We start from the raw sequence: 25,494 nt of genomic DNA, 5'->3' as shown, positions 1-25,494 counted from the left end.
CTGACGTGAGAACTAGAAATTAGGTATATTATGGATAAAACAGTTGCAGTAAAATGGATGCAAGGCTTTAACCAAAAAGTTGAAGCAGAAAAAGACCACTTGTCTGAATTAGACGGTCCTATTGGAGATGGTGATCATGGTGCTAACTTGGCGCGTGGTATGGCGGCAGCCATTGAGGCTATTAACAGCACTGAACCACAAAGTGCAGCAGAAGTGTTCAAGGCGGTTTCTATGGCCTTGATTAGTAAAGTTGGTGGTGCGTCAGGTCCGCTTTATGGGTCTGCCTTTATGGGCATGATGAAGGCTGAACAAGCTGGTCAAGATCTGGCAGGAGTGCTTGAGGCGGGTCTCGAGATGATTAAAAAACGTGGTCATGCACAAGCTGGTGAAAAGACCATGGTGGATGTTTGGCATCCGGTTGTTGAAGCTGTCAAACAAGGTCAACTAACCAATGATGTCATTGACCAAGCTGTTCTTTCAACCAAGGATGTTGCAGCTACCAAGGGGCGTGCCTCCTATGTCGGTGAGCGTTCAATTGGTCACATTGATCCAGGCTCTTATTCGTCTGGTCTACTCTTCAAAGCCTTGCTAGAAGCGGAGGAATAGGACATGCCAGAACTTGGAATTGTGATTGTATCCCACTCTGCTGATATCGCTAAAGGTTTGGTGAGTCTGATTCGTGAAGTTGCACCAGATATTCCTTTAACGGCTACAGGCGGTCTTGAAGATGGTGGACTGGGATCTAGTTTTGACCATGTTCAAGTAGCAGTGGATAGTCAACCTGCTAAACGTCTCTTGGCCTTTTATGATCTGGGCAGTGCTCGCATGAATTTGGAGATGGTTGAAGAATTTTCAGACAAGGAAATCCTTATTCAGCAGGTACCTCTCATTGAGGGGGCCTATGCGGCATCAGCCTTGCTTCAGGCAGGAGCGAGTGAAGTTGAAATCTTATCACAGATAAATGAATTAACCATTCAAAAATAGAATAAAGGAAAACTATGACAAATCAAATTAAGTATAAATGGGCTAGTCTTGGGACGGGTGTTATTGCCAATGAGTTGGCACAGGCTTTAGAGGCTCTAGGTGGTAAACTCTATTCCGTTGCTAATCGCACCTATGATAAGGGTGTTGCCTTCGCTGAAAAATACGGTATTGAAAAGGTTTATAAAGAGATTGATGAAGTGTTTAAAGATCCTGAAGTGGATATTATCTACATTTCAACGCCTCACAATACGCATATCAATTTTCTTCGCAAGGCACTCGCAGCAGGTAAACACGTCCTCTGTGAAAAATCTATCACCTTAAATAGTGAGGAATTGGCAGAAGCTATCCAACTCGCCGAAGAAAATCATGTCAAACTGGCAGAAGCCATGACCATTTTCCATATGCCTATCTATCGAAAACTATCTGAAATCGTGGAAAGTGGTAAGCTAGGTCCTCTCAAGGTCATCCAGATGAACTTCGGTTCTTACAAAGAATATGACATGACCAACCGCTTTTTCAATCGTAATCTAGCTGGTGGTGCCCTACTTGATATCGGTGTCTATGCCCTATCCTTCGTGCGTTGGTTTATGACCTCACAACCGACAGAGATGGTTTCACAGGTCAAATTAGCTCCGACTGGCGTTGATGAGCAAGCGGGCATTCTTCTTACCAATGCAGAAGGGGAAATGGCGACGGTGACGCTAAGTCTTCATGCTAAACAACCTAAACGTGGCACCATCGCTTATGACAAGGGCTATATCGAACTTTACGAGTACCCACGTGGGCAAAAGGCAGTCATCACCTATACGGAAGATGGCTCACAAGAAGTCATCGAGGCCGGAGAAACCGCCAAAGCCCTCCAGTATGAGGTCCTAGACATGGAAGCAACTGTTGCAGGCGAGGATGATCATACCTACCTCAATTACAGCCGAGATGTCATGGAACTTATGACTCAACTCCGCAAAGACTGGGGCTTGGTCTACCCAGAAGAAGAGTAGCGATTAGATGATAAACAAGACCAGTATAATGTACTGACTACAAAAGATAGACAGTCTCTTAAAAGGATTTAGCCCTGCATAAGATAGGAATAGGTCTATTTAACCGATTCTATATAAATACATTTATGTCAAAGGAGAAAGACATGAGAAATTTTGCAAGTCCGTTACGTTACATTCAAGGTGAAAATGCCTTATTTGAAAATGCAAAAGCCATTTCAGAATTGGGAACTCATCCTGTTTTACTATGTGACTCAGTAGTTTATGATATTGTAGGTAAACGTTTCGAAGAATACCTTGTTCAAAATGGACTCACAGTTGTACCAGTCTTCTTTAATGGAGAAGCATCGGATAATGAAATTAATCGTGTGGTCAGCCTAGCCAAAGAAGAAGGCTGTGATTTAGTTATTGGACTCGGTGGCGGTAAGACTATCGATAGTGCTAAAGCTATTGCAGACCTTCTACAATCGTCAGTTGTTATTGCCCCAACTATCGCATCTACAGATGCTCCAGTTTCAGCTTTGTCTGTTATCTATACTGACGAGGGTGCCTTTGAGCGCTATATCTTCTATTCTAAGAACCCAGAGTTGGTTTTGGTGGATAGTAAAGTGATCTCTCAAGCACCAAAACGTTTGTTAGCATCTGGTATTGCAGATGGCTTAGCAACTTGGGTAGAAGCTCGAGCAGTTATGCAAGCCAACGGAAAAACTATGCTAGGTAAACACCAAACTCTAGCAGGGGTTGCCATTGCTGAACGCTGTGAAGAGATTCTTTTTGCAGATGGTCTACAAGCCATGGCCGCTTGTGAAGCTAAAGTGGTAACGCCTGCCCTGGAAAATATTATTGAAGCTAATACCCTTCTTAGTGGTATTGGATTTGAAAGTGGTGGTTTGGCTGCTGCTCATGCCATCCATAATGGTTTCACAGCTCTCACTGGCGATATTCACCATTTGACTCATGGTGAAAAAGTAGCCTACGGAACTCTTGTGCAATTGTTCTTAGAAAATCGTCCAAAAGAAGTTTTGGATAAATACATTCGCTTCTATCAACAAATTGGCATGCCAACTACTCTTAAAGAAATGCATCTTGAAAATGCAAGCTACGAAGATCTTCTCAAGGTTGGTCAACAAGCGACTATTGAAGGAGAAACTATCCATCAAATGCCATTTGAAGTGAAAGCCTCTGATATTGCCCAAGCAATCGTAGCAGTAGATGCTTATGTTAATGGATTGGACTAAGTAAATGAGGTCTTTTGTAAGGAAAGTGCCTCTATTCCCGTATAGGAATACTATCCCCCTCAGGCACTTATCCCAACAGGATAGACAAATTGTTATAGGAAAGGGTTCAGTTCTGTATTAGATAGGACTGAGCCCTTTTTACTATTTAAAAACCAATATTTCCAAAGTCCCTCAAAGCGGTTTAAGAACTTTTGAAAACATAAAACATTTTCAAGAAATCTTGATTTAACAGTCATTTCCCTTGTGTAAGCGTTTCAAAAGGTGTATACTATAAATGAAAAGATAGGAAAAGGAGATGACTAGTGGCTAGTATTACAATTGAAGCGAGCAAGGTAGCTAGAAAGAGTCCTATTCGCGTAGACAGTAGTCTTGTGGGGACAGTTTCTGGAGTGGAAGACGTGAGCGTTTCCCTACCATCGTCAAAAGCTCGTTTGAGTGTCGGAAAATTGGGTTACAAGTCTAACACTATTACGGTGGAGGACGGGCAAATTGTCCGTGTTACTAGCAATTTTCTAAATCGCTTTATAGCGATAGCGCCATTGTTACTTTATCTTGTTGGAGGTCGTTATCTTCCACTTGTTGCTGTCCTATCTACTATAATTTTGCTTTTTAGCTTACCTTTTCTCAAGTTAGAAATCGTAGGCTGATTAGAATCGGGAGTGGCTTAGCCCTCTGTTTGATACCTTTAACTCACTTTTTCATAATAATGCTAGGCCACTCCCTTTTCATTGGGAACGGGTCGAGACGAAAGAGTGGGTTATCAAAAAGGGAACTCGATAGAGTTTCCCTTTTTTTTCTCCAGCTAAAGTGATTTCGAAAAGACCCCAGTTGGTAAAACTGAGGTCTTTCTTGTTTTAAATCATGAATTACTTACGGTACAATTTGTCGTATTGATAGTAAGGATCGAAGGTCACATTGATACCGAGCTTACGAAGAACATTTTTGTCTTCATCGGTAAGAATGATTGTTGAGTGAGCTTCAGAACCTTTGAGGTTACCAAGTTCCTCCATGGCACGGGCCGCATCCGCATTGTTGGCAGCAGTAATGGCCAAGACGATAAGGATTTCGTTGGAGTGGAGACGAGGATTACGGCTACCCAGATGGTCAATTTTCAGACCTTGGATAGGTTTAACCACTTCAGGCTCGATAAGTTTAGTATCCTTATCAATACCTGCAGAAGTCTTGATAGCATTAATCAAAGCAGCTGCAGTTGGACCAAAGAGTTCTGAATTCTTACCAGTGACGATTTGACCATTTGGCAATTCGAGGGCAAGAGCAGAACCACCTGTTTCTTCAGCCTTAGTGCGTGCTGCAACAACCACTTGGCGATCTTCAGGAGTAATACCAAGGTCATTCATGAGCAACTCAATCTTCTTGACAGCAGTCTCAGGAACACGTTCATTTTTGAAATCAAGGACGGTTTGATAGTAGCGACGGATGATTTCTTGTTTAGAAGCTTCTTTGGCTGCCTCATCATCCGTAATGGCAAAACCAACCATGTTAACACCCATATCCGTAGGTGAAGCGTAAGGTGACTCACCAAGGATGCGCTCAAGCATACGTTTGAGGACTGGGAAAATCTCGATGTCACGGTTGTAGTTTACCGTAGTTTTGCCATAAGTTTCCAAGTGGAATGGGTCAATCATATTGACATCATCAAGGTCGGCAGTGGCAGCTTCATAGGCCAAGTTGACTGGGTGATGAAGTGGCAAATTCCAAACTGGGAAGGTTTCAAATTTTGCATAACCTGATTTGATGCCATTGATTTGGTCGTGGTACATGTTAGACATACATGTCGCCAATTTACCAGAACCAGGACCAGGAGCAGTAACGACGATAAGGTTACGGCTAGTCTTGATATAGTCATTTTTTCCCATACCTTCAGGAGAAATGATATGGTTCATATCCGTTGGATAGCCCTTGATTGGGTAGTGGATGTAAGATGTGATGCCATTTTTTTCCAATTGGTTACGGAAAGCATCGGCTGCAGGTTGACCTGAATACTGCGTAATAACAACAGAACCCACATAGATATTGAGTTCGTTGAATTTATCAATCAGACGAAGGACCTCTTGATCGTAAGAAATGCCAAGGTCACCACGAGCCTTAGAGTGCTCGATATTGCTAGCATTAATGGCGATGACCACTTCAACCTGATCTTTGAGCTCTTGAAGGAGCTTGATTTTATTGTCAGGCTCATAACCGGGAAGGACACGAGCAGCGTGGAAATCCTCCAACATTTTACCACCAAACTCCAAGTAGAGTTTCCCGTCAAACTGGTTAATACGCTCCAAAATATGGTCGCGTTGCAGATTCAAATACTGTTCAGAACTAAAAGCTTGTTTCTTCATAAATAAAAATACCTCTGAGGAAAATTATATCAAATGCCTGAGGTAAATGCTATTAGCGAAAGTCGATTTGTTGGAGAAAAAGAGTTTAAAGTCAATCATGATTAGAATATTTAATTTCATAAAGGTTTCACATTTGTCGTCTATAATTAGAATAAGAAATTAAAGCATCCTCACTTATCTTTGGTATAGCTGAGGGCCAATGTCTTAAATGGAGGTGGAAGATGGTTCTCTTACAACAGGCAACTGCTTATATTTTTCGCAAAAAAACGCGGAATTTTATCCTTTTTCTCATTTTATTTTTGATATTATCTTGCTTGTATTTTTGTTTCTCTCTTATGCAAGTTGGTGGAGGAATGAAAGCACAAATCAGGAAGTCAAGTGGGGCAAGTTTTGCTCTGGTAAGTAAAGAAAGAGGCAGTGCATTTTCCTGGAAAGAGGGGGAAAAGATTAGTCATCTATCTGATGTGATGACAACGATACCTGAATATATAAGCCCAGTACGACTAATCGATAAGAAGGTCGTTACAGGAAAACAAACGGTGAAACGTGATGACCTTGATAATGAGGCTAATCAAGCCTTGGGAGCCACTTTCACTAAGGGAACAGGACAAAGTGTTGATTTTAGGAGTGGTGCTTTTCAACTTCTTAAGGGAAAGCACTTATCTGCTAAAGGTCAAATTATGATTCATGAATCGCTTGCTAGAAAAAATAAGCTAAGCGTCGGAGACAAGCTGACCTTGTCCAATTTTCAGGTGACTGAAAATAGAGCTAAGAAAATGAGCTTTGATATCGTTGGTATTTTTTCTGGCAAGAAGGAGGAGACATTTACTGGAATGTCCTCAGATTTAAGTGAAAATCAAGTCTTCCTCCATTATGAGGACTCTAGCCAGCTGCTTAATTTGACTGATAAGTTAGTGACAAAATTATCCTTTGGTATTAAGAATCCAGATAGAATCGACCAAGTCATTAAACAAGTGGAACAATTAGATATCGATTGGTATCGTCTACGTTTGGACGAGGACCGAAAGGCTTTTGACTCCTTGAAGGAATCGTCTCAAGCGCTACAAGAAATAGTCAGAACGATGATGATTAGTTTAATTGTTACAGGAGCAGGTATCCTCTCGTTTTTAATGGCACTATGGACGCGTGAGAGAAATCATGAGATAGGTATTCTTTTAGCAATTGGGAAGAGCAAGGGACGCATTTTTGCTCAATTTCTTATGGAGATATTGTTGGTGTCCCTTATGTCTTTGCTACCAGCCCTTGCTATTGGACGACTACTAAGTCGACTGTTTTTGCAAGAATTTATAGGACAGCAAGGACAGCAGCAGGCTCTTCAGTTATTAGATCAAATTCCTCAGGGACTACCTTTAGGGCTATCTTATCTATGTCTTCTAGTCTTGGTAATATTATCGCTCGGTGTGACAACAGGTCTCATTTGGCGCAAAACTCCAAAAGAAATCTTATCTAATATGAGTTAAGGAGAAAGGAACACTATGTTAGAACTCAAAGATGTTACGTATAGTTATCAAAATAAAAGTGAAGCTATCTTCTCGAAGGTGAATTATCGTTTCGAGAAAGGTAAATTTTATAGTATTATTGGGCAATCTGGAGCGGGAAAAACGACCTTACTTTCCCTTTTGGCAGGTCTTGATTATCCCAAGAAGGGGCAGGTCTTGTTTAATGGAGAAAATATCAAGAAAAAAGGCTCTAGTTATCATCGTAGACACCATGTTGCGCTTGTTTTTCAAAATTACAATCTCATTGATTATCTTACACCTTTAGAAAATGTACGACTTGTTAATAAAAATGCCGATAGGAAGATACTTTCTGAATTGGGATTAGATGAAAAACAAATTAATCGAAATGTCCTGCAACTTTCAGGTGGGCAACAACAACGTGTAGCTATTGCGCGGGCTTTGGTTTCAGAGGCTCCAATTATCTTAGCAGATGAACCGACAGGAAATCTAGACGAGGAAACTGCCAAGGATATTATTGCTATCCTTAAAAGAATGGCCTTAGATCGCCAAAAATGTGTTATAGTTGTCACGCACAGTAAGGAAGTTGCTCAGGCATCTGATGTGGTTTTAGAGTTGAAGAAGAAACAACTCATAGAAAAGAAAAAATAAAGAAAGGGCTCTTATGTTTCGAAACGCTTTTGCATATATTACACGAAAATGGTCAAAGTCACTATTACTGTTAACTATTATTCTTTTGATGAGTACTCTTAGTTTGTTAGGACTTGCTATGCGAAGTGCAACCCAAGAAGCTGCATCCAAGAGTCTAGGGGCAATTACCAATAGTTTTTCAATGCAGATTAATCGTAACACGAATCCTGGAACTCCTCGAGGGGCTGGAAATCTTAAGGGAGAAGATATTAAAAAGATTAGTGAGACTAAAGGAATTGTTTCGACTATTAAACGGATAAATGGTATTGGTGATTTACTAGATTATGAGATTATTGAAACAGAGCAAACGCTACAAAATCAATCGCCAGAACGTGCTAAAAATTTTAAGTCTACCTTGATGTTGACAGGAGTCAATGACTCATCAAAAGAAGATAAATTTGTTTCAGGTGCTTATAAACTAGTTGAAGGAGAACATCTAACCGATAAGGACCATAATCAAATCTTGATGCACGAAGGTTTAGCTAAAAAGAATGGTCTTAATGTAGGAGATAAAGTAAAGCTTAAATCTAATCTCTATGATGCTGATAACGAAAAAAGGGCTGATGAAACAGTAGAAGTGACTATCAAAGGTTTATTTTCTGGTCAAAATCAAGCTGCCGTTACCTATGCTCAGGAGTTGTATGAAAACACCCTCATCACTGATCTAGATACAGCTGCAAAACTCTATGGTAATACCGTAGAAACTGCCACTTATGAGGATGCCACTTTCTTTGCTAAAGGTGATCAAAATATTGATTCCTTGATAGCAAAGATTCAAAAGTTGGACATTAACTGGACCCTCTACGATCTTGTTAAGAGTTCATCAAACTACCCTGCTTTACAGGAATCTATTCTTGGGATGTATCGTGTGGCAAATCGTATGTTTATTGGAAGTCTCATTTTTACAAGTTTATTGCTAACCCTTCTGTTGATTTTATGGTTAAATGCTCGTCGTAGAGAAGTTGGTATCTTTTTGGCCTTGGGACTTAAAAAGACACAGGCTGCGGGTCAATTTTTAATGGAATTACTGATGATTGCCTTACCAGCCTTTCTTTTATCATATGGTTTAGCGAGTTTCTTTGCCGAAAAAGTTGGTAAAACAGTCCTTTCCAATGTTACGGAAGGTATCAATAAGCAAATGATAAAAGAATCTCTAGCTGCAAATCTCGGTGGAGGGGCTGAGGCAGAGAGCTTCAGTAAGACTCTGACTCAGATTCATATGACAGTCCAACCTAAGCAACTTTTGGTAGTTATTCTAGTCGGTGGCTTTATCTTAAGCTTGGTATCCTTAATTTCTTCTCGCTGGCTTCTTCACAAGAAACCCAAAGACCTCTTAGTTGATGTTGAATGATAAGTTTGCTGCACCTATAAAAAACGGTATAATGAAAGAAAGCGACTATATATAGATGAAAAGGATAATGTATGAAGATACTAATCGTAGAAGATGAAGTCCTGATTCGAGAAGGGATGAGCGACTATCTCATGGAATGTGGCTATGAGGTCTTTGAAGCAGGTGATGGACAGGAGGCCCTGGACCTTTTTCACAGAGAAGCGCCAGATCTAGTCTTGCTGGATATCCAGCTTCCCATCCTCAATGGCTTAGAAGTCCTTAAGACCATCCGGAAGACCAGCTCAGTCCCTGTTCTCATGCTGACGGCCTTTCATGATGAGGACTATAAGTTGACAGCCTTTGGAGAGTTGGCAGATGGCTACCTGGAAAAACCCTTCTCCTTGTCCCTTTTGAAGGTCCGTATCGAAGCTATTTTTAAAAAGCTCCAACCTTCACGGGTCTTCACCTATGGAGAGGCACGGGTGGATTTTGAGAGTTATACAGCCAGCCTAGCTGGGCAAGCTATTTCCATGAATGCCAAGGAGTTGGAAATCTTGGAATACTTGCTCCAGCATGAGGGCAAGGCCCGGACCCGCTCTCAGATCCTCGATGCCGTCTGGAAGGAGACGGAGGAGATTCCTTTTGACCGGGTGATTGATGTCTATATCAAGGAGCTACGAAAAAAACTGGAGCTGGACTGTATCGTTACGGTACGCAATGTCGGCTATAAATTGGAGAGACCATGACCAAACGGAGTATCTTTGCAAAAATCTTTCTGATCACCTTTGCCCTTTTTAGTAGCTTAGTCATCCTTCTACACGCTTCGGTTTACTTTATTTTTCCATCGACCTATATCGAGTCCCAGCGCCAGACGATTTTGAAGAAATCACAGGCTCTGGCCAAGAGTTTCCAAGGCCAGGAAGAAGAGACCATTGAGTCGGTCATCGACCTGTATTCCAAGACCAATGATATCAAGGTGTCTATCAAAGGAAAGCAAAAACAAAATGCCATAGAGGTAAAGGATGACCTGCTCGTGAACCCTGATAGCCAAAATAATTCGGTGGTTATTGAAGAGCGAAAGATTCAGACCAAGGAAGGGAAAGACTTAACCTTGCAATTCTTAGCGACCGTCGATTCGCAAAAGGAAGCGCGGGACATCAGTCTGGGCTTTCTTCCCTATAGTCTCCTTGCTTCCTTTGTTCTATCGCTAATTGCCTCCTATCTCTATGCCCGCTTGATTTCCGCTCCGATCCTTGAAATCAAGCAGATGACCAAGCGGATGAAGCGGCTGGATCGGACAGCCAGTCTTCCCATCCATTCGCAGGATGAGATCGGCGTCCTCAAGCAACAGATTAACGATCTCTATCACCATCTTTTAGAGGTGATCGACAATCTAGAGCAGCAGAAACAGGAAAATCTGAAGTTGGAGCAGATGAAGGTCGAATTCCTACGGGGAGCTTCGCATGAGCTCAAGACGCCTCTGGCCAGCTTGAAGATTATCCTAGAAAATATGCGAGATAAAATTGGTCGCTACAAGGATCGGGACCGCTACCTATTAGTTTCTCTTGACATCGTCGATGAGATGAACCAGATTGTCCTAGAGATCCTGTCTTTATCTTCTGTTCAAGAATTAGGTGGTGATAAGGAGTGGATTCAGTTAGATGATGTGGTAAATCGGATACTCACTCAAAATCAAGTGTTGGTTGAGAATCGCTCCCTATCAATTGACAATTATCTTCCGGCAACTAGTATTTTCATGAATTTACCTATTTTGAAATTGGTTCTCTCAAATATCATCAGTAATGCAGTCAAGCATTCTGATAAGGGTGGAGTGATTCGAATAGGTTTAGAAAATGAAGGAACTGATTTTGTCATTGAAAATACGAGTGTATCTAAAGAAAATATTTCAACTAAAGCTCAGTCTAAGAAAGAAGGAGGATTAGGCCTTTTTGTGGTCAAATACCTTTTAGAGCATGAGGAACTTAGCTATAGATTTGAAGAAAGTTCTACGGGGAGGCGCTTTGTTATGGTCTTGCCCAAAAAGTAAAAAGCGATGGTTAATACCTTAACCATCGTTTTTTTGTATTGTTAAAATAAGCAAAGGCTAACCTTACATTTCAACTCTATTATTTTTCAATATTACCAAAAGTTTAAGGAGTCTGGAGTATAGGTCATTGAAATGTTTTTAACAACAAAAGAAAACGCTTGCATAACTTCTAGAAAAACGTAAAATAGAACTATCAGACTCACGATAATAATAACTACGAGGAGTAGAATTATGCAAAAATACTGGTGGCACAAGGCTACGATTTATCAAATTTACCCCAAGTCGTTCATGGATTCCAACGGTGATGGAATCGGTGACCTCAAGGGGATTACAAGTAAACTAGATTATCTTCAAAAACTCGGAATTACAGCTCTTTGGCTTTCTCCTGTTTATGATAGCCCAATGGACGACAATGGTTATGATATTGCTAACTATGAGGCTATTGCGGATATTTTTGGGGATATGAGTGACATGGATGAGCTTTTGGCGGAAGCCAAGAAGCGTGATATTCAAATTGTTATGGACTTGGTGGTTAACCATACGTCTGATGAGCATGCATGGTTCATCGAAGCGCGTGACAATCCAGAAAGTCCTGAACGTGATTTCTACATCTGGCGAGACGAACCTAATGAGTTAGTATCTGTCTTTAGTGGATCTGCTTGGGAATATGATGAGACCTCAGGTCAATATTATCTGCATTTCTTTAGTAAGAAACAGCCAGACCTCAATTGGGAAAATCCACAGTTGCGCCAGAAAGTTTATGACATGATGAATTTCTGGATTGATAAGGGAATCGGTGGTTTCCGCATGGATGTGATTGATATGATTGGTAAGATCCCAGATCAACTGATTGATACAAACGGTCCAAAACTTCACGATTATATCAAGGAGATGAACCAGGCAAGCTTTGGAAAGCACGACCTTCTAACCGTTGGTGAAACCTGGGGAGCAACACCTGAAATTGCTAAACAGTATTCAAATCCTGATAATCAAGAACTTTCTATGGTTTTCCAGTTTGAACATATTGGACTTCAGCATAAGCCAGATAGCCCTAAATGGGAGTATGAGAAAGAGTTGGATGTTTCAGCGCTTAAGGCTATTTTTAATAAATGGCAAACCGAGTTAGAGTTGGGACAAGGGTGGAACTCACTTTTTTGGAATAATCATGATCTGCCTCGTATTCTCTCAATGTGGGGGGATACTGGTGTCTATCGTGAGAGGTCAGCCAAGGCCTTGGCTATCCTCCTTCATCTGATGAGAGGAACACCTTACATTTATCAAGGTGAAGAAATCGGCATGACCAATTATCCTTTTAGAACTTTGGAAGAATTGAATGACATTGAATCTCTCAACTATGCCAAAGAAGCTCTTGAAAAGGGGACGCCACTGGAAGTGATTATGGATCAGATTCGTCATGTAGGACGTGATAATGCCCGTACTCCAATGCAGTGGGATACAAGTAAGAATGCTGGCTTTAGCTCAGCAGAACAAACATGGCTAGCTGTTAATCCTAACTATAAGGAAATCAATGTTGCCTCAGCTCTGGCCAATCCAGATTCGATTTTCTATACCTATCAGAAACTGGTTGAGCTTCGTAAAACACAGGATTGGCTAATTGATGCTGACTTTGAACTCTTGGAGACAACTGACAAAGTCTTTGCTTATATTCGGAAAACCAAAGATAGCAGTTATCTGGTTGTGGTTAATCTATCAGACCAAGAACAAGACTTTGATTATGATTTTGATGTTGCAGAAGTCGTCATCGCAAATACCGAACTGAAACCAATCGCTGACCAAGGCAAACTCCAAGCCTGGGATGCCCTTTGTGTCAAGGTGAAATAGAAAGAAAAATGGTTGTCAACTAACTGTTGATGACCATTTTTTCTGTCTTGAGAAAAGGCAGTTAACGTTTTTTTATAATTGTTGAAGATGGTATAATTGTGAAAGCTCTTGTTAAAAATTAAGAGGCTTATGACTGTCACAAAATTATTATATCCAATTGAAATTTTGTTAAAATTACGTTAAGGAGTTAGGATGGAAAAAAAAGATAGTAAAAAGAAAGTACAGTTTCATAGTTTAACAGTTAACAAAAATATTAGTATTAATGAAGCTACCAAGCAGGCATTAGATTTTTCTATTGAGGAGAATGATGAAATTACAAATATTGCCATAACGGGGAACTATGGCGCAGGGAAAAGTAGTCTAATCGAGTCTTACAAAGAAGATAGTAAAAAGAAATTTATACATATATCTCTCGCAGAGTACTCAGGAATTTCTGATGATAAAGATGGACTTAAGATTAACACTATTGAGGGGAAGATAATTAATCAATTATTACACCAAATTGATCCTAATAAACTTAGAAAATCAAACTTTAAGACCTTAGATACAGAATCGTTAGTTAAACCAATGTGGATAACCTTTTACCTTGGTTCTGTCATTTTTTTGAGCTTATATATTTTTAATTTTGAAGCTCTAAGTAATGATTTAATTAGTATAAAATTACTGTTTTGGGCTACGAACTTTCTAACCGAAATTTTCGCAACAGTTGTTTTAGTTTTATTCATATTATATGGTATTTTCTATTTATTAAGGCTTCAAAAGGATTTCAGTTTTATCAAGAATTTGAAATTGAAAGCAAATAATATAGAAACCGAGATTAATATTTTTTCTCAGAATGAAGACACAAAGGTATCATATTTTGATAGGTATTTAGATGATATTTTATATTTATTCAAACAATCTGATGCGGATGTTATCGTATTTGAAGATATTGAAAGGTTCAATAATTCTAAAATATTTGAGAGGCTTAAAGAATTAAATATAGTTGTAAATAGAAAAAGTGACGTCTGTGATGAAAAAAAATTGGTTTTTATGTATCTTGTTAAGGATGATCTTTTTGAATCACAAGATAGAACAAAATTCTTCGATTTTATTATCCCTATTGTACCAGTACTCACTTCCTCAAATTCTTATGATCAACTGACAAGTAAATTAACTTGTATGGATCTTATCAATGACTTTAGTGAGCCGTTTTTGTTCGAGATTTCACTTTATATCGATGATATGAGGCTATTAAATAATATATGTAATGAGTATTATAATTATAGGGAATGTCTAAATTATTCTTTCATACACCCCGAGAAGTTGTTCTCTATCCTAGTATATAAAAATCTTTTCCCACAGGATTTTTCGTTGCTATTGAAAAAACAAGGATTCCTATATATGATATTGTCTTCAAGAGACCAACAACTAGATAAGAAAATGAAGGAATTGGAATTAGAAAAGAGTGAATTAAATGAAAAAATCGTAAATGCTAGGAAGGAGGAATTCAGAGATTTAGTTGAATTGTATGGTTCCATTTTTAAAATTCCAGATGGCATGAAAGTAGTAAAAGTAAATGGTAAAAGTCAATCAGACTTTAAATCTTACTATCAGTTTATTGAAGAAGTTTTAAATGAAAAAAATACTTTAACTGTATTCGGTTCTTATAATGAAGCAGAGTATGAATCTAATCCTTTAGAAGTTACGATAGACGAGATATTTCCTGAAAAAAATAGCTTAGCATTTAAGAATCGAATTAAAAACACTGAAAATAAGATATTGATAAAAAGAATTGAAGATAAATTAGAAAAAATCAATACCCAATTGTTGGATATTGAAAATCAAAAATTATCTGATATATATAATTCTCCTGAGAAAATAACTAACTTTATTCTCGAGGTAATCCCAAATGATAAGGAAAAAGAAAGTTATACACAATTCCTAAATAATCGACAGTTTGACCTAATACCCTTTTTAGTTAGAAATGAATATGTTGATGAAAATTATGAGGATTATTTAACATATTTCTATGGAAACACTTTAAGTATTTCTGATAAAGAGTTTATAAGAGATGTTATTACTGGAAGAAGTAGAGATTTTTATGAAAAATTAAAAAATACCAATGAAATAAATAATAGAATTGTTTCTAAATATTTTAGACAACCTGCAATACTAAATTTTGATCTATTCATGTACTTATTAAGAGCCTCAGACAACAAAGATTTTAATGCTAATGAACGATTACGATATATATTCGAACAAGAGGATGTACTAGAATTTTTAACTAAATTTTATTCTAGACAGTATCAGTACTTAGAGAGAACTGATGTTAGATTACAAATAAAATTAAATAGAAAACCATTATTAAGATCTCGAATTAGTCCTAAAAAAGATATTATTAAAATATCCGATTCTCTGACTTCAAGTAAAAGTAATAAGATTACTCCAATATATAGAGATGGTACGAGGTGTGAGGAACAACAAATTCTACGACAATTTTTGTATAAATGGTTGGAATATAATCCAGAATTGCTTAATTTATATATTTTCAAAAATAATTCTCAAGACAATTATGAGTTTAATAATTTTATTATCTCATTATTAGCCTTAGTTGATTTATCAGAATGTGATTTATCTTTACAAAAAAATATATCTTCCTATATTGAAAAAAATGTTAATGTATTTAGCGATGAATTAAATCATTCACTTCTAAATTTAGATGAAAGCTATGACAACTTCACCGACAATTTATTAGTTATTGGTTTAAAAATACCTCATTATTCAAATTATGATAAGAGAGTGACGAGAGAAGAAAATTCATTTTTAGTTAGAGTCATAGATTTTATTTATCAAAACAAATTATATGAAATGAATGAATTTAATTTGAATTTTTTTATCCATTGGTACTCTGAAAATTTAATTAGTGATGAAATTATTGAACACCACAATTTTGAGCTCATAAATACTAAAGAAATTTATAGTTCAATTTTGGAGTATTGTAACGAGGACATTAAAACTTATATCAATGCTTATCTTGAATTATCAAATAATGATATTCAGGATAGTCCCCAATATATAGAGCAATTACTTAATAATCAAATACTGTTCGAAGATAGTAATACTTTGGCGGAAGATGAAGACGGGTATGATGATACGATTTCTGGAGATAGATGGAAGATAGTTCTCGCGGCTCTGAAAAATAATCATAAGATTGAATTTAAAGATGAAAAATTTAATAATTTGAGTGAAGAGAGTCTTGGAGAGTTTGTAGCGTATTTAGTGGATGAAAAAAAAGCCATTGTAAACACTGACATCGTTTTAACTTATTTCAACTATTTTTCTCAACTTGATTTTCCTCGTTCTTTTATTGATTTTATTAATGAGTGTCCAGATTTTGAGTTTGACAAAAGTCAATTAGATAATTGCGATATAGAATTTAAGAATAAATTTCTTGAAAAAATAATCAAATCAAATAATCTTAATGATACAACATTTAAGAACATATTTTCTACAATAAATTCTTGGAAATTGGAAAGTAATGAAGAGATTCTTGGATTATCAACGAATAAAATCAGAATATTAATTGACCTAAAACAAATTGAAATGACTGAAGAAAGTTTGCAGATAATAAGAAGTTATTATCCTTCAGAGCTTAATTATTTTATTAAACATGATTTTACAAAATATATTGAGTTAATACAAAATAATATAGTTGAATCGGAGTGTATAGGCATTGTTACAGATAATAGTTTTACATTTCAGCAAAAAATTAAAGTCCTCGACTGTATGAATCACATTAGTTTAAAAGACATATCTGTTTGTCAAGAACTTATTAGCTATATACTTGATTACAAGTTTAATAGCAATGATTTCGACTTTATTATTGAATCTAATTTTTTTGATAAGCTCTCAAATGTTAATAAAATAAAGGTAGAAGAGCTAGTTGGAAATAAAATTGCCCTAGTTATTAATAAAATCGATAATAATATGAGTATGAGTTTGTTTGAAAGGTTGTTTTCTAATCCAGCAATTCAAGATGACGTTAGAAAAGAATTATTGTTAAAAAATATTTTTTTTCAGGACTGGGATGTAAATGATTTAAAAGATGAACTAAGTAGAAACTTTTATCTATTTAATTTGGAAGAGATTATGTCTATTTTAGAGAAAATTGAATATTCGACTTACCTTAAGTGGGCTAAGGTTTTTGAAAGATTAAATAGAAATTCTAATGGTACAAAATGTGCATATATCAATGATGATAGTTTCAATAATAAACTTTCTGAATACTTAGTACGACTTAATGTAATCAGTAGTTATAGTAAAAAAACAAAAGGGATTCGCTTAAACTCCAAAGTAAATTATGATATTAAATATCAATAATAACTTATAAACAGAAAAATGGAAAAAGAACATTTATAATGGGTCGTAGATAAAACGAATAGAATTTCGTAAGAGTTTCTTATTGGGTATTTACGATAAAATTCTACTTCATTAAGTAGTATGATTTTAGTAATAGAATTCGATTATCCTAGAATTATGTTATAATAATAGAAAAATAAGAAAAAGGTAAATTTTATGGCAATCTTAGTTTTAGGTGGGGCTGGTTACATCGGTTCTCACATGGTGGACCGTTTGGTTGAAACGGGCCAAGAAAAAGTCGTTGTCGTGGATAACTTGGTGACTGGTCACCGTGCGGCAGTCCACCCAGACGCGGTATTCTACGGGGGGGATTTGGCAGATCAGGACTTTATGCGTAAGGTCTTTAAGGAAAATCCTGATGTCGATGCCGTTATTCACTTTGCGGCCTACTCACTTGTGGCTGAGTCTATGGAAAAGCCACTTAAGTATTTCGACAATAACACTGCTGGAATGGTTAAATTGCTTGAAGTTATGAACGAATGCGGTGTCAAATACATTGTCTTCTCATCAACAGCTGCAACTTATGGTATTCCTGAGGAAATTCCTATCCTTGAGACCACACCACAAAAGCCAATCAATCCTTATGGTGAGAGCAAGCTCATGATGGAAACCATTATGAAGTGGTCAGACCAAGCTTACGGCATCAAGTATGTCCCTCTTCGTTACTTTAATGTGGCGGGTGCCAAACCTGATGGTTCTATCGGAGAGGATCACGGTCCTGAAACCCACCTCTTGCCAATAATTCTCCAAGTGGCTCAAGGGGTTCGTGAGAAAATCATGATTTTTGGTGACGACTACAATACTCCAGATGGTACAAATGTTCGTGACTATGTGCATCCATTCGACTTGGCGGATGCCCACCTCTTGGCAGTGGAATATCTCCGCAAAGGAAATGAGTCAACAGCCTTCAACCTAGGCTCTTCAACAGGTTTCTCAAACCTTCAAATTCTTGAAGCAGCTCGTAAGGTAACTGGTAAAGAAATTCCAGCTGAGAAGGCTGATCGTCGTCCTGGTGATCCAGATACATTGATTGCATCCTCTGAAAAGGCTCGTACAGTGCTAGGCTGGAAACCACAATTTGACAATATCGAAAAAATCATCCAAAGTGCCTGGGCATGGCATTCAAGCCATCCAAAAGGCTATGATGATAGAGATTAATCATAAGGAATAGAAGCTCCATCTGGTCATAAACTACCATTTGGAGTTTTTTCTAGACACCATAGCAAATCTTTGCAATTTTATCTTATATCCTTTAAGATAATTCTATTACAACTTGAAAAGGAGAACAGGATGGAAACATATACACTTTCAAATGGCGTTACGATTCCTAAAATTGGTTTTGGGACTTGGCAGATTCCAGAAGGGGAAGAAGCTTATAACAGCGTTAGTTTCGCACTTAAGGCGGGTTACACACACATTGATACGGCGCAAATCTACGGTAACGAGGTTTCTGTAGGTAAGGCGATTGCAGATAGTGTTGTGGCACGTGAGGATATTTTCCTAACGACTAAACTCTGGAATGACAAGCACGATTACGATTTGGCTAAGGCCTCTATCGACGAGTCTCTTGAAAGACTAGGTGTGGATTATTTGGATCTTTTGCTCATCCACTGGCCTAATCCAAAGGCTCTTCGTGAGAATGATGCTTGGAAGGTTGGCAATGCAGGTGCTTGGAAGGCAATGGAAGAAGCCTACAAAGATGGTAAGGTGCGTGCTATCGGTGTGTCCAACTTTATGAAGCATCACCTTGATGCTCTCCTTGAAACGGCTGAAATTGTACCACATGTCAATCAAATTCTTTTGGCTCCAGGTTGTGCCCAAGAAGATTTGGTTGCCTATTGCCAAGAGCGTGATATTCTTCTTGAAGCCTACAGTCCACTAGGTACTGGTAGCATTTTTGGAAATGAAGACGTAGAAGCAGTGGCTGAACGTAACGGAAAATCTGTTGCTCAAGTTGCCTTACGTTGGAGCCTTCAAAAAGGTTTCTTGCCACTACCTAAGTCAGTGACAGCAAAAAATATCGAAGCCAACTTGGATATCTTTGACTTTGATTTGTCAGAGGAAGATATGGCAGTATTGGATAAGATTCAAGGTATTAAAACTCAGGATGATCCTGATACAGTTAATTTTTAATAGGACAGCAAGCAACTCGTGAGGGTTGCTTTTTCTATTGTTTTACGAATAAAAGTATGAACCTATTATCAAAATTGACAAAAAAGAGGAGTGGTAATACAATGGTGTTACAAAAGAGAACGAGGTTAAGGATATGACAACAATTACATTGAAGGTTTCAGAAGCAGATAAGAAGTTCATGCAGGCAATTGCGAAATTCGAAGGCGTATCCTTGTCAGAATTAATTCGTACCAGGACTTTAGACGCTATTGAGGATGAATACGACGCTAGAGTAGCCGATTTGGCTTTGGCAGAATATGAAGACTATCTTGAAAACGGTGGGGAGGTGCTAAATTGGGATGACCTATAAGATAGTACCCACCCCTAAATTTGCCAAAAATTTTAAAAAGTTGGATCCTTTCGTCAGAAAACAAATTAAGTCTTATCTCAATCGTGTCACAGATAATCCAAGAGCCAAGGGTAAGGCCTTGGTTGCCAATCGCACTGGACAATGGCGCTATCGTATTGGTGCCTATCGTGTTATTGTCAATATTCAGGACAATGAACTAATCATACTTGCCCTCGAAGTCGGTCATAGACGTGATATCTATTAGTATCAAGACTTATAATATCCCAGATCCCGTTAATTTTTAATAGGATTGCAAGCAACTCGTGAGGGTTGTTTTTTTCTACTGTGTGTTCCCGAATTTGCTATAATAAAGTTATCCTATCAATTACTATTAGAAGGGAAGTTATGTTATGGAATCGCGGAACCTTCTTCCTCAAAATACGCGTCTGATGGCTAATTTGTTGAGTTTTTCAGGAGGGGCCTTGGATGTCTTTTGTCATATGTACTACCATAGCTTGGTTGCTACGCAGACTGGGAATATCCTTTTGTTGGTCGCTGACTGGCGAAACAGTAGTATGTACTATAACTTGTTGCGTTGCTTTTCAATCTTATTCTTTTCTTTAGGCTTTCTTTTTGGCATATGGTTTAAAGACCATCGTAAGAATGCCTATTGGCGTGTCTATGGTCTTCTTCCACTTTGTGTGATGACAGCCATCCTGCCTTTTCTACCCTCAAATGCCTTGATAGAGCTCCCGATTATCGCTTTTTCTGCAGGTATCATGATGAAGACTTTTACTGGCAGTCAGATTGAGAATCATCCCTTCGTGATATTTATGACCTCAGGAAATTATCGAAGGATGTTAACGGCCCTCTATTATGCCATTCAGGGAAGTGGTGATCAGAGAGAATATCGTCGTCAGGCTGTCAATTATAGCTTTATCGTAGGGAGCTTTGTCGTTGGCGCTATCGTCTCAGCCGTTCTGATGCATTTTGTGCACCTTAAGTCAATCTGGGTAATCACACTCAGTCTTATTACCATCATGGTTTACTATTCATCTGAAGTGAAACGGCTAGGGCTCAAGGAAACTAATCTTTAGTCGTCTGTAGCAAATATTTTTGATAACAATTGTCTTGTGTTATAATTTTGATTATATTATTTTCATTTAATCAAAAAAAGGAGACATAAGATGCCTGTAGTAAGCAATGATTTTTCAGATATCGTTTATAACCGTCGTTCCATTCGTAATTTTGATCCATCTGTTAAGATTCCGCGAGAAGAACTGTTGGAAATCCTAGATAAAACTGTCACAGCACCATCATCAGTTAACATGCAACCTTGGCGTTTTGTCGTCGTTGATAGCGAAGAGGGCAAGGAAAAATTGACACCTTTCGTCAGCTACAATGGTTTGCAAAATAAAACATCATCAGCCATGGTCCTTATTTTTGCCGATTTGAAGAGCCAAGAAAGAGCTGAAGATATCTACGGTAAGGCTGTTGCTCAAGGAAAAATGCCTGAAGAAGTCAAAGAAAAACAACTATCAAGCATTGTACCAATGTATGAAAATGCTCCTAGAGATGTCATGAATGAAATTGTTCATATTGATGCTAGTCTGGCTGCCATGCAGTTGATGTTGGTCGCTCGTTCTTATGGTTACGATACTAATGCCATTGGTGGCTATAAAAAAGAAGGTCTCGCCAAAGCCTTTGGATTTGATGAAGACCGTCATGTACCAGTTTTGCTCATTGCTCTTGGGAAAGCCAATGAAGAAGGCTTTGAGTCTGTTCGTCTGGATGCCTCTGATGTAACAACTTTTGCTTAACAAATAATTGACCGTAAGTCTCGGAAGTGGAGGCTTACGGTTTTTATTTTTCCTTTTATGCTATCAATAACTCATAATGCACCTTGTCATTAATTTGGCTTTTTGTTAAGATGAAAGAAAAAGTGAGCGTATACAATTGGTAGTATCATTGGAGGATTAAGACATGGCACGTATTTTACAGATTGAAGACAATGAGGATATCCAGAATATTCTTTTTAACTTGTTTTCTGAAGAACATGATATTATCCAAGCCTACTCTGGAACCGAAGGAGAGCTTTTGTTTCAAAGTCAAGAGATTGATTTGGTTCTCCTAGATATCATGTTACCGGGTAAAGGTGGCGAAGAAGTGCTTAAGTTTATCAGGCAAAGAAGCTCTGTTCCTGTCATTATGCTGACAGCCTTGGGTGACAAGCACTTGATTAGCCAGTACTTACTTGATGGTGCAAATGATTATATCGTTAAGCCCTTTGATCTTGAAGAAGTTTATGCGCGTGTCTCGGTTCAACTACGTGAACACAGCAAGGGAAGTGGTAGGCCTGATAACATCTATCAAGTCAAAAATATCACGATAAACCCAGACAGTTTTGAAGTCTCCTGTCAGGGAAAAGTCATTCGTTTGGGTAAGAAAGAGTTTCAAATTTTCCACACACTCCTTCAAAATCCAAAGAAAATTTTTACTAAAGAGGACCTTTATGAGACGGTTTGGGAAGCCCCTTATCTATCAGGTGATAATACATTGAATGCACAGTTGAGTAATCTACGTAAGAAACTCGCCCAAGTGGATGCGGGTACGGAGTATATCGAAACGATTTGGGGCTTAGGTGTGCGACTTAAAGGAGAAGACTGATGGAAGGACTGCTTATTGTATTGATAGGACTTCTTCTGGGAGCGACTACCTGTCTAGTTCGTTACTATTTGGCTGTAAAATCTCTCTCAAAGCAGATTGAAGAAAAGCTAGTTGAAGAAAGCCATCGACGAATTACTCTGAAAAACCAGCCAAAATCATTGGTTACCCTAACGAATCGGATTGAGTCTCTCTTTACCCAAATTGAAAAGACTAAGCTTGTCGCTCTCCAAGAAAAGAAAACCATGGACATGGCTATCAGTAATATTGCCCATGATATACGAACACCACTGACAGTAGCGAGCGGCTATGCTCAGCAAAGTCTTCGAAGTAGTAGTGAAAATGACATGGCTATGGAGAAGATTTCTAAAAATCTACTGACTGTTTCAAAGCGTTTGGAAGCCTTGTTGGAATATCGACGATTAACAGAGGGGGCCATCCAACCACAATTTCAAGATGTGGACTTTTCTCAACTTGTGGTTAAGTCTATCCTGCCTTACTATGACATGTTTCAAGAGACAGGGATTACACTAGATATTCAAGTAACCCCTGATATCCAATGCGAAATGGATTCAGATATTTTTGAACGTCTATTTCAGAATATTATCAGTAACGTTCTAAAACATGGTAAGACTCAAGCTCAACTGACATTGCAGAAAAAGGACGATGGCATTTATTTGTCAGTTAGTAATATGGTCCAACATCCGATACAGCATCTGGACCAACTAACGACCCGCTTTTATTCTGAAAACCTGTCAGATACCGAGGATTCCTCTGGACTTGGACTTTATATTACCGAACACTTAGTCCAAGTCTTAGCGGGTGAGTTACATTTGGCCTATGAGAATGAATGGTTTTATTTAACAGTGAGATTATAAATTTAAATAGTTATGAATTATTAAATGGGGATAGAGTCTTCCATACTTTAGAGAATAGAAATAAAGTTTTATATAAAAAGTATTAAGGAGTTAAAATATGTTTAATTGGATAAAAAATCTTTAAGAGTATTTAACAAAGGAAAAGCGGTAAACTAATATACAATTCAGAAAGTGTTGTATTTAAGTAGAATTTAGAATTGAATATAGAATGAATAAAGGGGAGAAGGATATAAAAACATATCCTTTTTTTGTGTCTCCATAAACAAGGTGGGTGTCACTGGGTTATAGAAGGTATATGAGGTTTAGTATAATGGTTCAAAAATCAATAAGAAGGTGATACTGATGCTTAATATCTATATTGATCCCTACGTCCTATCTCCTTTTGAAGCCTCTCCCTTTTTTCATAAGCTGACTAACTTTGCAAAATCCAAAGACCACAGAGTCGCTATTATGGGATTTAAGTCACATATTTCTTGGAATGCGCTATCGTATTTAGAAGATAAAGCTAAGATTACGATTACCCACAATCATGCAGATCTAGAGGATGAGAAAAAACATGCCGTTCTGCTAGCGGGCTATTTAAAAAAGGATATTGAGTTAGTAACGTCTTCAACAAACCACATTACAGATATCTTCCTCTTTGATGAGCAGGCTCAGATGGATACGAATACTTTGTCTCAGCTACTCAGCAAGGTCCCTTACGTACATTACCTATCAACAGAGCATTTTTTCCATTCTCCTCACGTCAATAATTTCCCTAAGAACAGGCCATTTATTTTCAACACCCAACTTTTTCGAGACACGAGAAATATTTATTTTGCTAACAGTTTAGTAGAGGGTCACGTTCCTTTATTTGAAAGTTTAGCTAAGAACGATATTACCCAACAATCATTTTTTGGTAGCAACAACTATATCTATATACCAGGTCATAATGGAAAAGAAGAAACACGTGCTAAAGTTATTATGAACGTCACAAAAATTGAAGATTTGACGGTTGAAAGCATAAAACCTTTAGAGCCAGAATCAGCCACTGCAGAACCTCAACAAAGCATGAAAGAGCTACGTTTAGACGAAATTGAAGAACGTCTAAAGAAGAAAATGAAAAGTTCAGGTACGATTAAGAACGATGAAAATTCAAGTGAGGTCTTGAAAATTACTACTGAAACCCTTACAATGATAAGGAAGGTAATGGATTGCATTGGGAGGATGGAAAATAGTTTAAATGCTAAGATGGCTGAACAAGCTGACGACAACAATAAACTTGATTCAGATTTTGATCCATTATACGCCTTCAGGACCCAACATGATAAATTGGGGGAAGATTAAACACTAATAAAGGGTTGAAGGAGAGTAAAATGACTGATGAAGTAATGACTAAAAAAAACATTTACTTAGTGTCAGATGTTGACAAAGCTAGGGAACTTGAGGCATACATCGTGAGTACAAAAGATGGTATGGAAGTCTTTGGACTTATTGGTTGTGATGAACTTGAAGATTTAACAGATGCTCAACGAGAATTTGTGCAGAGCGGTGAAGCGATGCAATTCAAAAGTAACTAAGCTTAATGATTGATTTAAAGGCTGAGAAATCAGCTTTTTTAGTGTTTAATGACTTCTCGGTAGGATAAAGTTTTTAAAATGCTCGTGTTTAATGAGTTTGGATTTGATTTGTTATGGTTTTGTCAGCTCTAGTGGCTTTCTATATAAAAACTCTAAACTAGTGATTATTATGTTGTTTTACAATTTTATGAAGAGAATTTGGAGAGAATTATGAATGATGAACAGAAAAAGAATTTTAAAGAGACACAAAAGTCGTTGAAAGAAATTAAGGATATTATTAGTAAACCAAATTTATCTGATATCAAAGATATTACAAATACTGTTGCTGATGCTTCTAGTATTTACGAGAAGTTTCCAGATTCAGAAGACGTAGCATTCGTATATGTAAGCACACTATATACTCTAGCAAGGAGGCTGGAAAGTTTAGATGATATAAAGGAAACGGTAGCTAAAGCTTCTAGTATTTACGAGAAGTTTCCAGATTCAGAAGGTGTAGCATATGTATATGCAATCATATTAATTACTCTAGCAATGAGGCTGGAAAGTTTAGATGAGATAAAGGGAACGGTAGCTAAA

23 protein-coding genes and 1 pseudogene are annotated in these 25,494 nt (G+C 37.7%); 23 read left to right on the top strand and 1 reads right to left on the bottom strand.

Translation table 11 applies throughout. The features are described from left to right. Positions 1-30: 30 nt before the first annotated feature. From dhaL to AX663_RS06190, 5 genes are all read left to right on the top strand, one after another. On the top strand, positions 31-606 hold the full coding sequence (gene dhaL, locus AX663_RS06210; RefSeq protein WP_060973040.1) for a dihydroxyacetone kinase subunit DhaL: 576 nt from the start codon (positions 31-33) through the stop codon (positions 604-606). A 3-nt stretch (positions 607-609) separates the two neighbouring features. Continuing rightward, entirely contained in the window at positions 610-984 is a 375-nt protein-coding gene (gene dhaM / locus AX663_RS06205; RefSeq protein ID WP_014634742.1) for a dihydroxyacetone kinase phosphoryl donor subunit DhaM, read from the top strand. Between the two features lie 14 nt (positions 985-998). Beyond that, the gene (locus AX663_RS06200; protein ID WP_060973039.1) at positions 999-1,982 is read left to right on the top strand and encodes a Gfo/Idh/MocA family protein; all 984 of its coding nucleotides are present in this window, start codon (positions 999-1,001) and stop codon (positions 1,980-1,982) included. Between the two features lie 143 nt (positions 1,983-2,125). Further along, complete coding sequence (locus AX663_RS06195) at positions 2,126-3,217, top strand: glycerol dehydrogenase (RefSeq protein WP_060973038.1); 1,092 nt, start codon at positions 2,126-2,128, stop codon at positions 3,215-3,217. Positions 3,218-3,519: 302 nt separating this feature from the next. Further along, positions 3,520-3,864, top strand: a complete 345-nt coding sequence (locus AX663_RS06190) for a hypothetical protein (RefSeq protein WP_002891292.1) — start codon at positions 3,520-3,522, stop codon at positions 3,862-3,864. A gap of 219 nt (positions 3,865-4,083) precedes the next feature. On the opposite strand, the gene AX663_RS06185 is transcribed toward AX663_RS06190, so the two are convergent. Beyond that, a complete protein-coding gene (locus AX663_RS06185; protein ID WP_060973037.1) occupies positions 4,084-5,568 on the bottom strand; it encodes a DUF1846 domain-containing protein in 1,485 nt (494 codons plus the stop codon). Positions 5,569-5,789: 221 nt separating this feature from the next. Here AX663_RS06185 and AX663_RS06180 point away from each other — a divergent pair, with 221 nt between their 5' ends. The 18 genes and pseudogenes from AX663_RS06180 to AX663_RS06095 form a co-directional block, all read left to right on the top strand. Next, positions 5,790-7,049 carry an ABC transporter permease gene (locus AX663_RS06180; protein WP_045001613.1) on the top strand — a complete coding sequence of 420 codons (1,260 nt, stop codon included), beginning with the start codon at positions 5,790-5,792 and terminating at the stop codon, positions 7,047-7,049. A 15-nt stretch (positions 7,050-7,064) separates the two neighbouring features. Next, positions 7,065-7,697 (top strand): ABC transporter ATP-binding protein, encoded by a 633-nt coding sequence (locus AX663_RS06175; RefSeq protein ID WP_060973036.1) that lies wholly within the window; start codon positions 7,065-7,067, stop codon positions 7,695-7,697. Between the two features lie 13 nt (positions 7,698-7,710). Beyond that, on the top strand, positions 7,711-9,087 hold the full coding sequence (locus tag AX663_RS06170) for an ABC transporter permease (RefSeq protein ID WP_060973035.1): 1,377 nt from the start codon (positions 7,711-7,713) through the stop codon (positions 9,085-9,087). A 71-nt stretch (positions 9,088-9,158) separates the two neighbouring features. Beyond that, entirely contained in the window at positions 9,159-9,812 is a 654-nt protein-coding gene (locus tag AX663_RS06165; protein ID WP_009731294.1) for a response regulator transcription factor, read from the top strand. Further along, entirely contained in the window at positions 9,809-11,113 is a 1,305-nt protein-coding gene (locus AX663_RS06160; RefSeq protein ID WP_060973034.1) for a sensor histidine kinase, read from the top strand. Before AX663_RS06165 ends, AX663_RS06160 begins: the two co-directional genes overlap by 4 nt. A 231-nt stretch (positions 11,114-11,344) precedes the next feature. Next, on the top strand, positions 11,345-12,955 hold the full coding sequence (gene dexB / locus AX663_RS06155; RefSeq protein WP_060973033.1) for a glucan 1,6-alpha-glucosidase DexB: 1,611 nt from the start codon (positions 11,345-11,347) through the stop codon (positions 12,953-12,955). A 192-nt stretch (positions 12,956-13,147) separates the two neighbouring features. Continuing rightward, complete coding sequence (locus tag AX663_RS06150) at positions 13,148-17,317, top strand: YobI family P-loop NTPase (RefSeq protein ID WP_060973032.1); 4,170 nt, start codon at positions 13,148-13,150, stop codon at positions 17,315-17,317. Positions 17,318-17,512: 195 nt separating this feature from the next. Next, complete coding sequence (gene galE, locus AX663_RS06145) at positions 17,513-18,514, top strand: UDP-glucose 4-epimerase GalE (RefSeq protein ID WP_060973031.1); 1,002 nt, start codon at positions 17,513-17,515, stop codon at positions 18,512-18,514. A 132-nt stretch (positions 18,515-18,646) separates the two neighbouring features. Next, a complete protein-coding gene (locus AX663_RS06140) occupies positions 18,647-19,489 on the top strand; it encodes an aldo/keto reductase (protein WP_060973030.1) in 843 nt (280 codons plus the stop codon). Between the two features lie 133 nt (positions 19,490-19,622). Next, positions 19,623-19,838 carry a type II toxin-antitoxin system RelB family antitoxin gene (gene relB, locus AX663_RS06135; protein ID WP_045768556.1) on the top strand — a complete coding sequence of 72 codons (216 nt, stop codon included), beginning with the start codon at positions 19,623-19,625 and terminating at the stop codon, positions 19,836-19,838. Then, positions 19,828-20,082 (top strand): type II toxin-antitoxin system RelE family toxin, encoded by a 255-nt coding sequence (locus AX663_RS06130; RefSeq protein ID WP_060973029.1) that lies wholly within the window; start codon positions 19,828-19,830, stop codon positions 20,080-20,082. Before relB ends, AX663_RS06130 begins: the two co-directional genes overlap by 11 nt. Positions 20,083-20,227: 145 nt before the next feature. Continuing rightward, complete coding sequence (locus tag AX663_RS06125) at positions 20,228-20,914, top strand: YoaK family protein (RefSeq protein ID WP_060973028.1); 687 nt, start codon at positions 20,228-20,230, stop codon at positions 20,912-20,914. A gap of 90 nt (positions 20,915-21,004) precedes the next feature. Beyond that, a complete protein-coding gene (locus AX663_RS06120; RefSeq protein WP_060973027.1) occupies positions 21,005-21,637 on the top strand; it encodes a nitroreductase family protein in 633 nt (210 codons plus the stop codon). A gap of 163 nt (positions 21,638-21,800) precedes the next feature. Continuing rightward, a complete protein-coding gene (locus tag AX663_RS06115) occupies positions 21,801-22,484 on the top strand; it encodes a response regulator transcription factor (RefSeq protein ID WP_060973026.1) in 684 nt (227 codons plus the stop codon). Then, entirely contained in the window at positions 22,484-23,359 is an 876-nt protein-coding gene (locus AX663_RS06110) for a sensor histidine kinase (RefSeq protein ID WP_060973025.1), read from the top strand. The genes AX663_RS06115 and AX663_RS06110 overlap by 1 nt, the downstream gene beginning before the upstream one ends. Positions 23,360-23,701: 342 nt before the next feature. Next, positions 23,702-24,685: a hypothetical protein gene (locus AX663_RS06105; RefSeq protein WP_060973024.1), complete on the top strand. Its 984-nt coding sequence runs from the start codon at positions 23,702-23,704 to the stop codon at positions 24,683-24,685. 29 nt (positions 24,686-24,714) lie between these two features. Further along, on the top strand, positions 24,715-24,918 hold the full coding sequence (locus tag AX663_RS06100; protein ID WP_060973023.1) for a hypothetical protein: 204 nt from the start codon (positions 24,715-24,717) through the stop codon (positions 24,916-24,918). Positions 24,919-25,128: 210 nt separating this feature from the next. After that, positions 25,129-25,494: pseudogene (locus AX663_RS06095) on the top strand (hypothetical protein); the annotation flags it as partial.

Origin of the sequence: Streptococcus sp. CCH8-H5, assembly GCF_001556505.1 — a bacterium.
GTDB lineage: Bacteria > Bacillota > Bacilli > Lactobacillales > Streptococcaceae > Streptococcus.
Note: the sequence above shows the minus strand (reverse complement) of the source record. Positions and strands in the feature narration are given on the sequence as shown.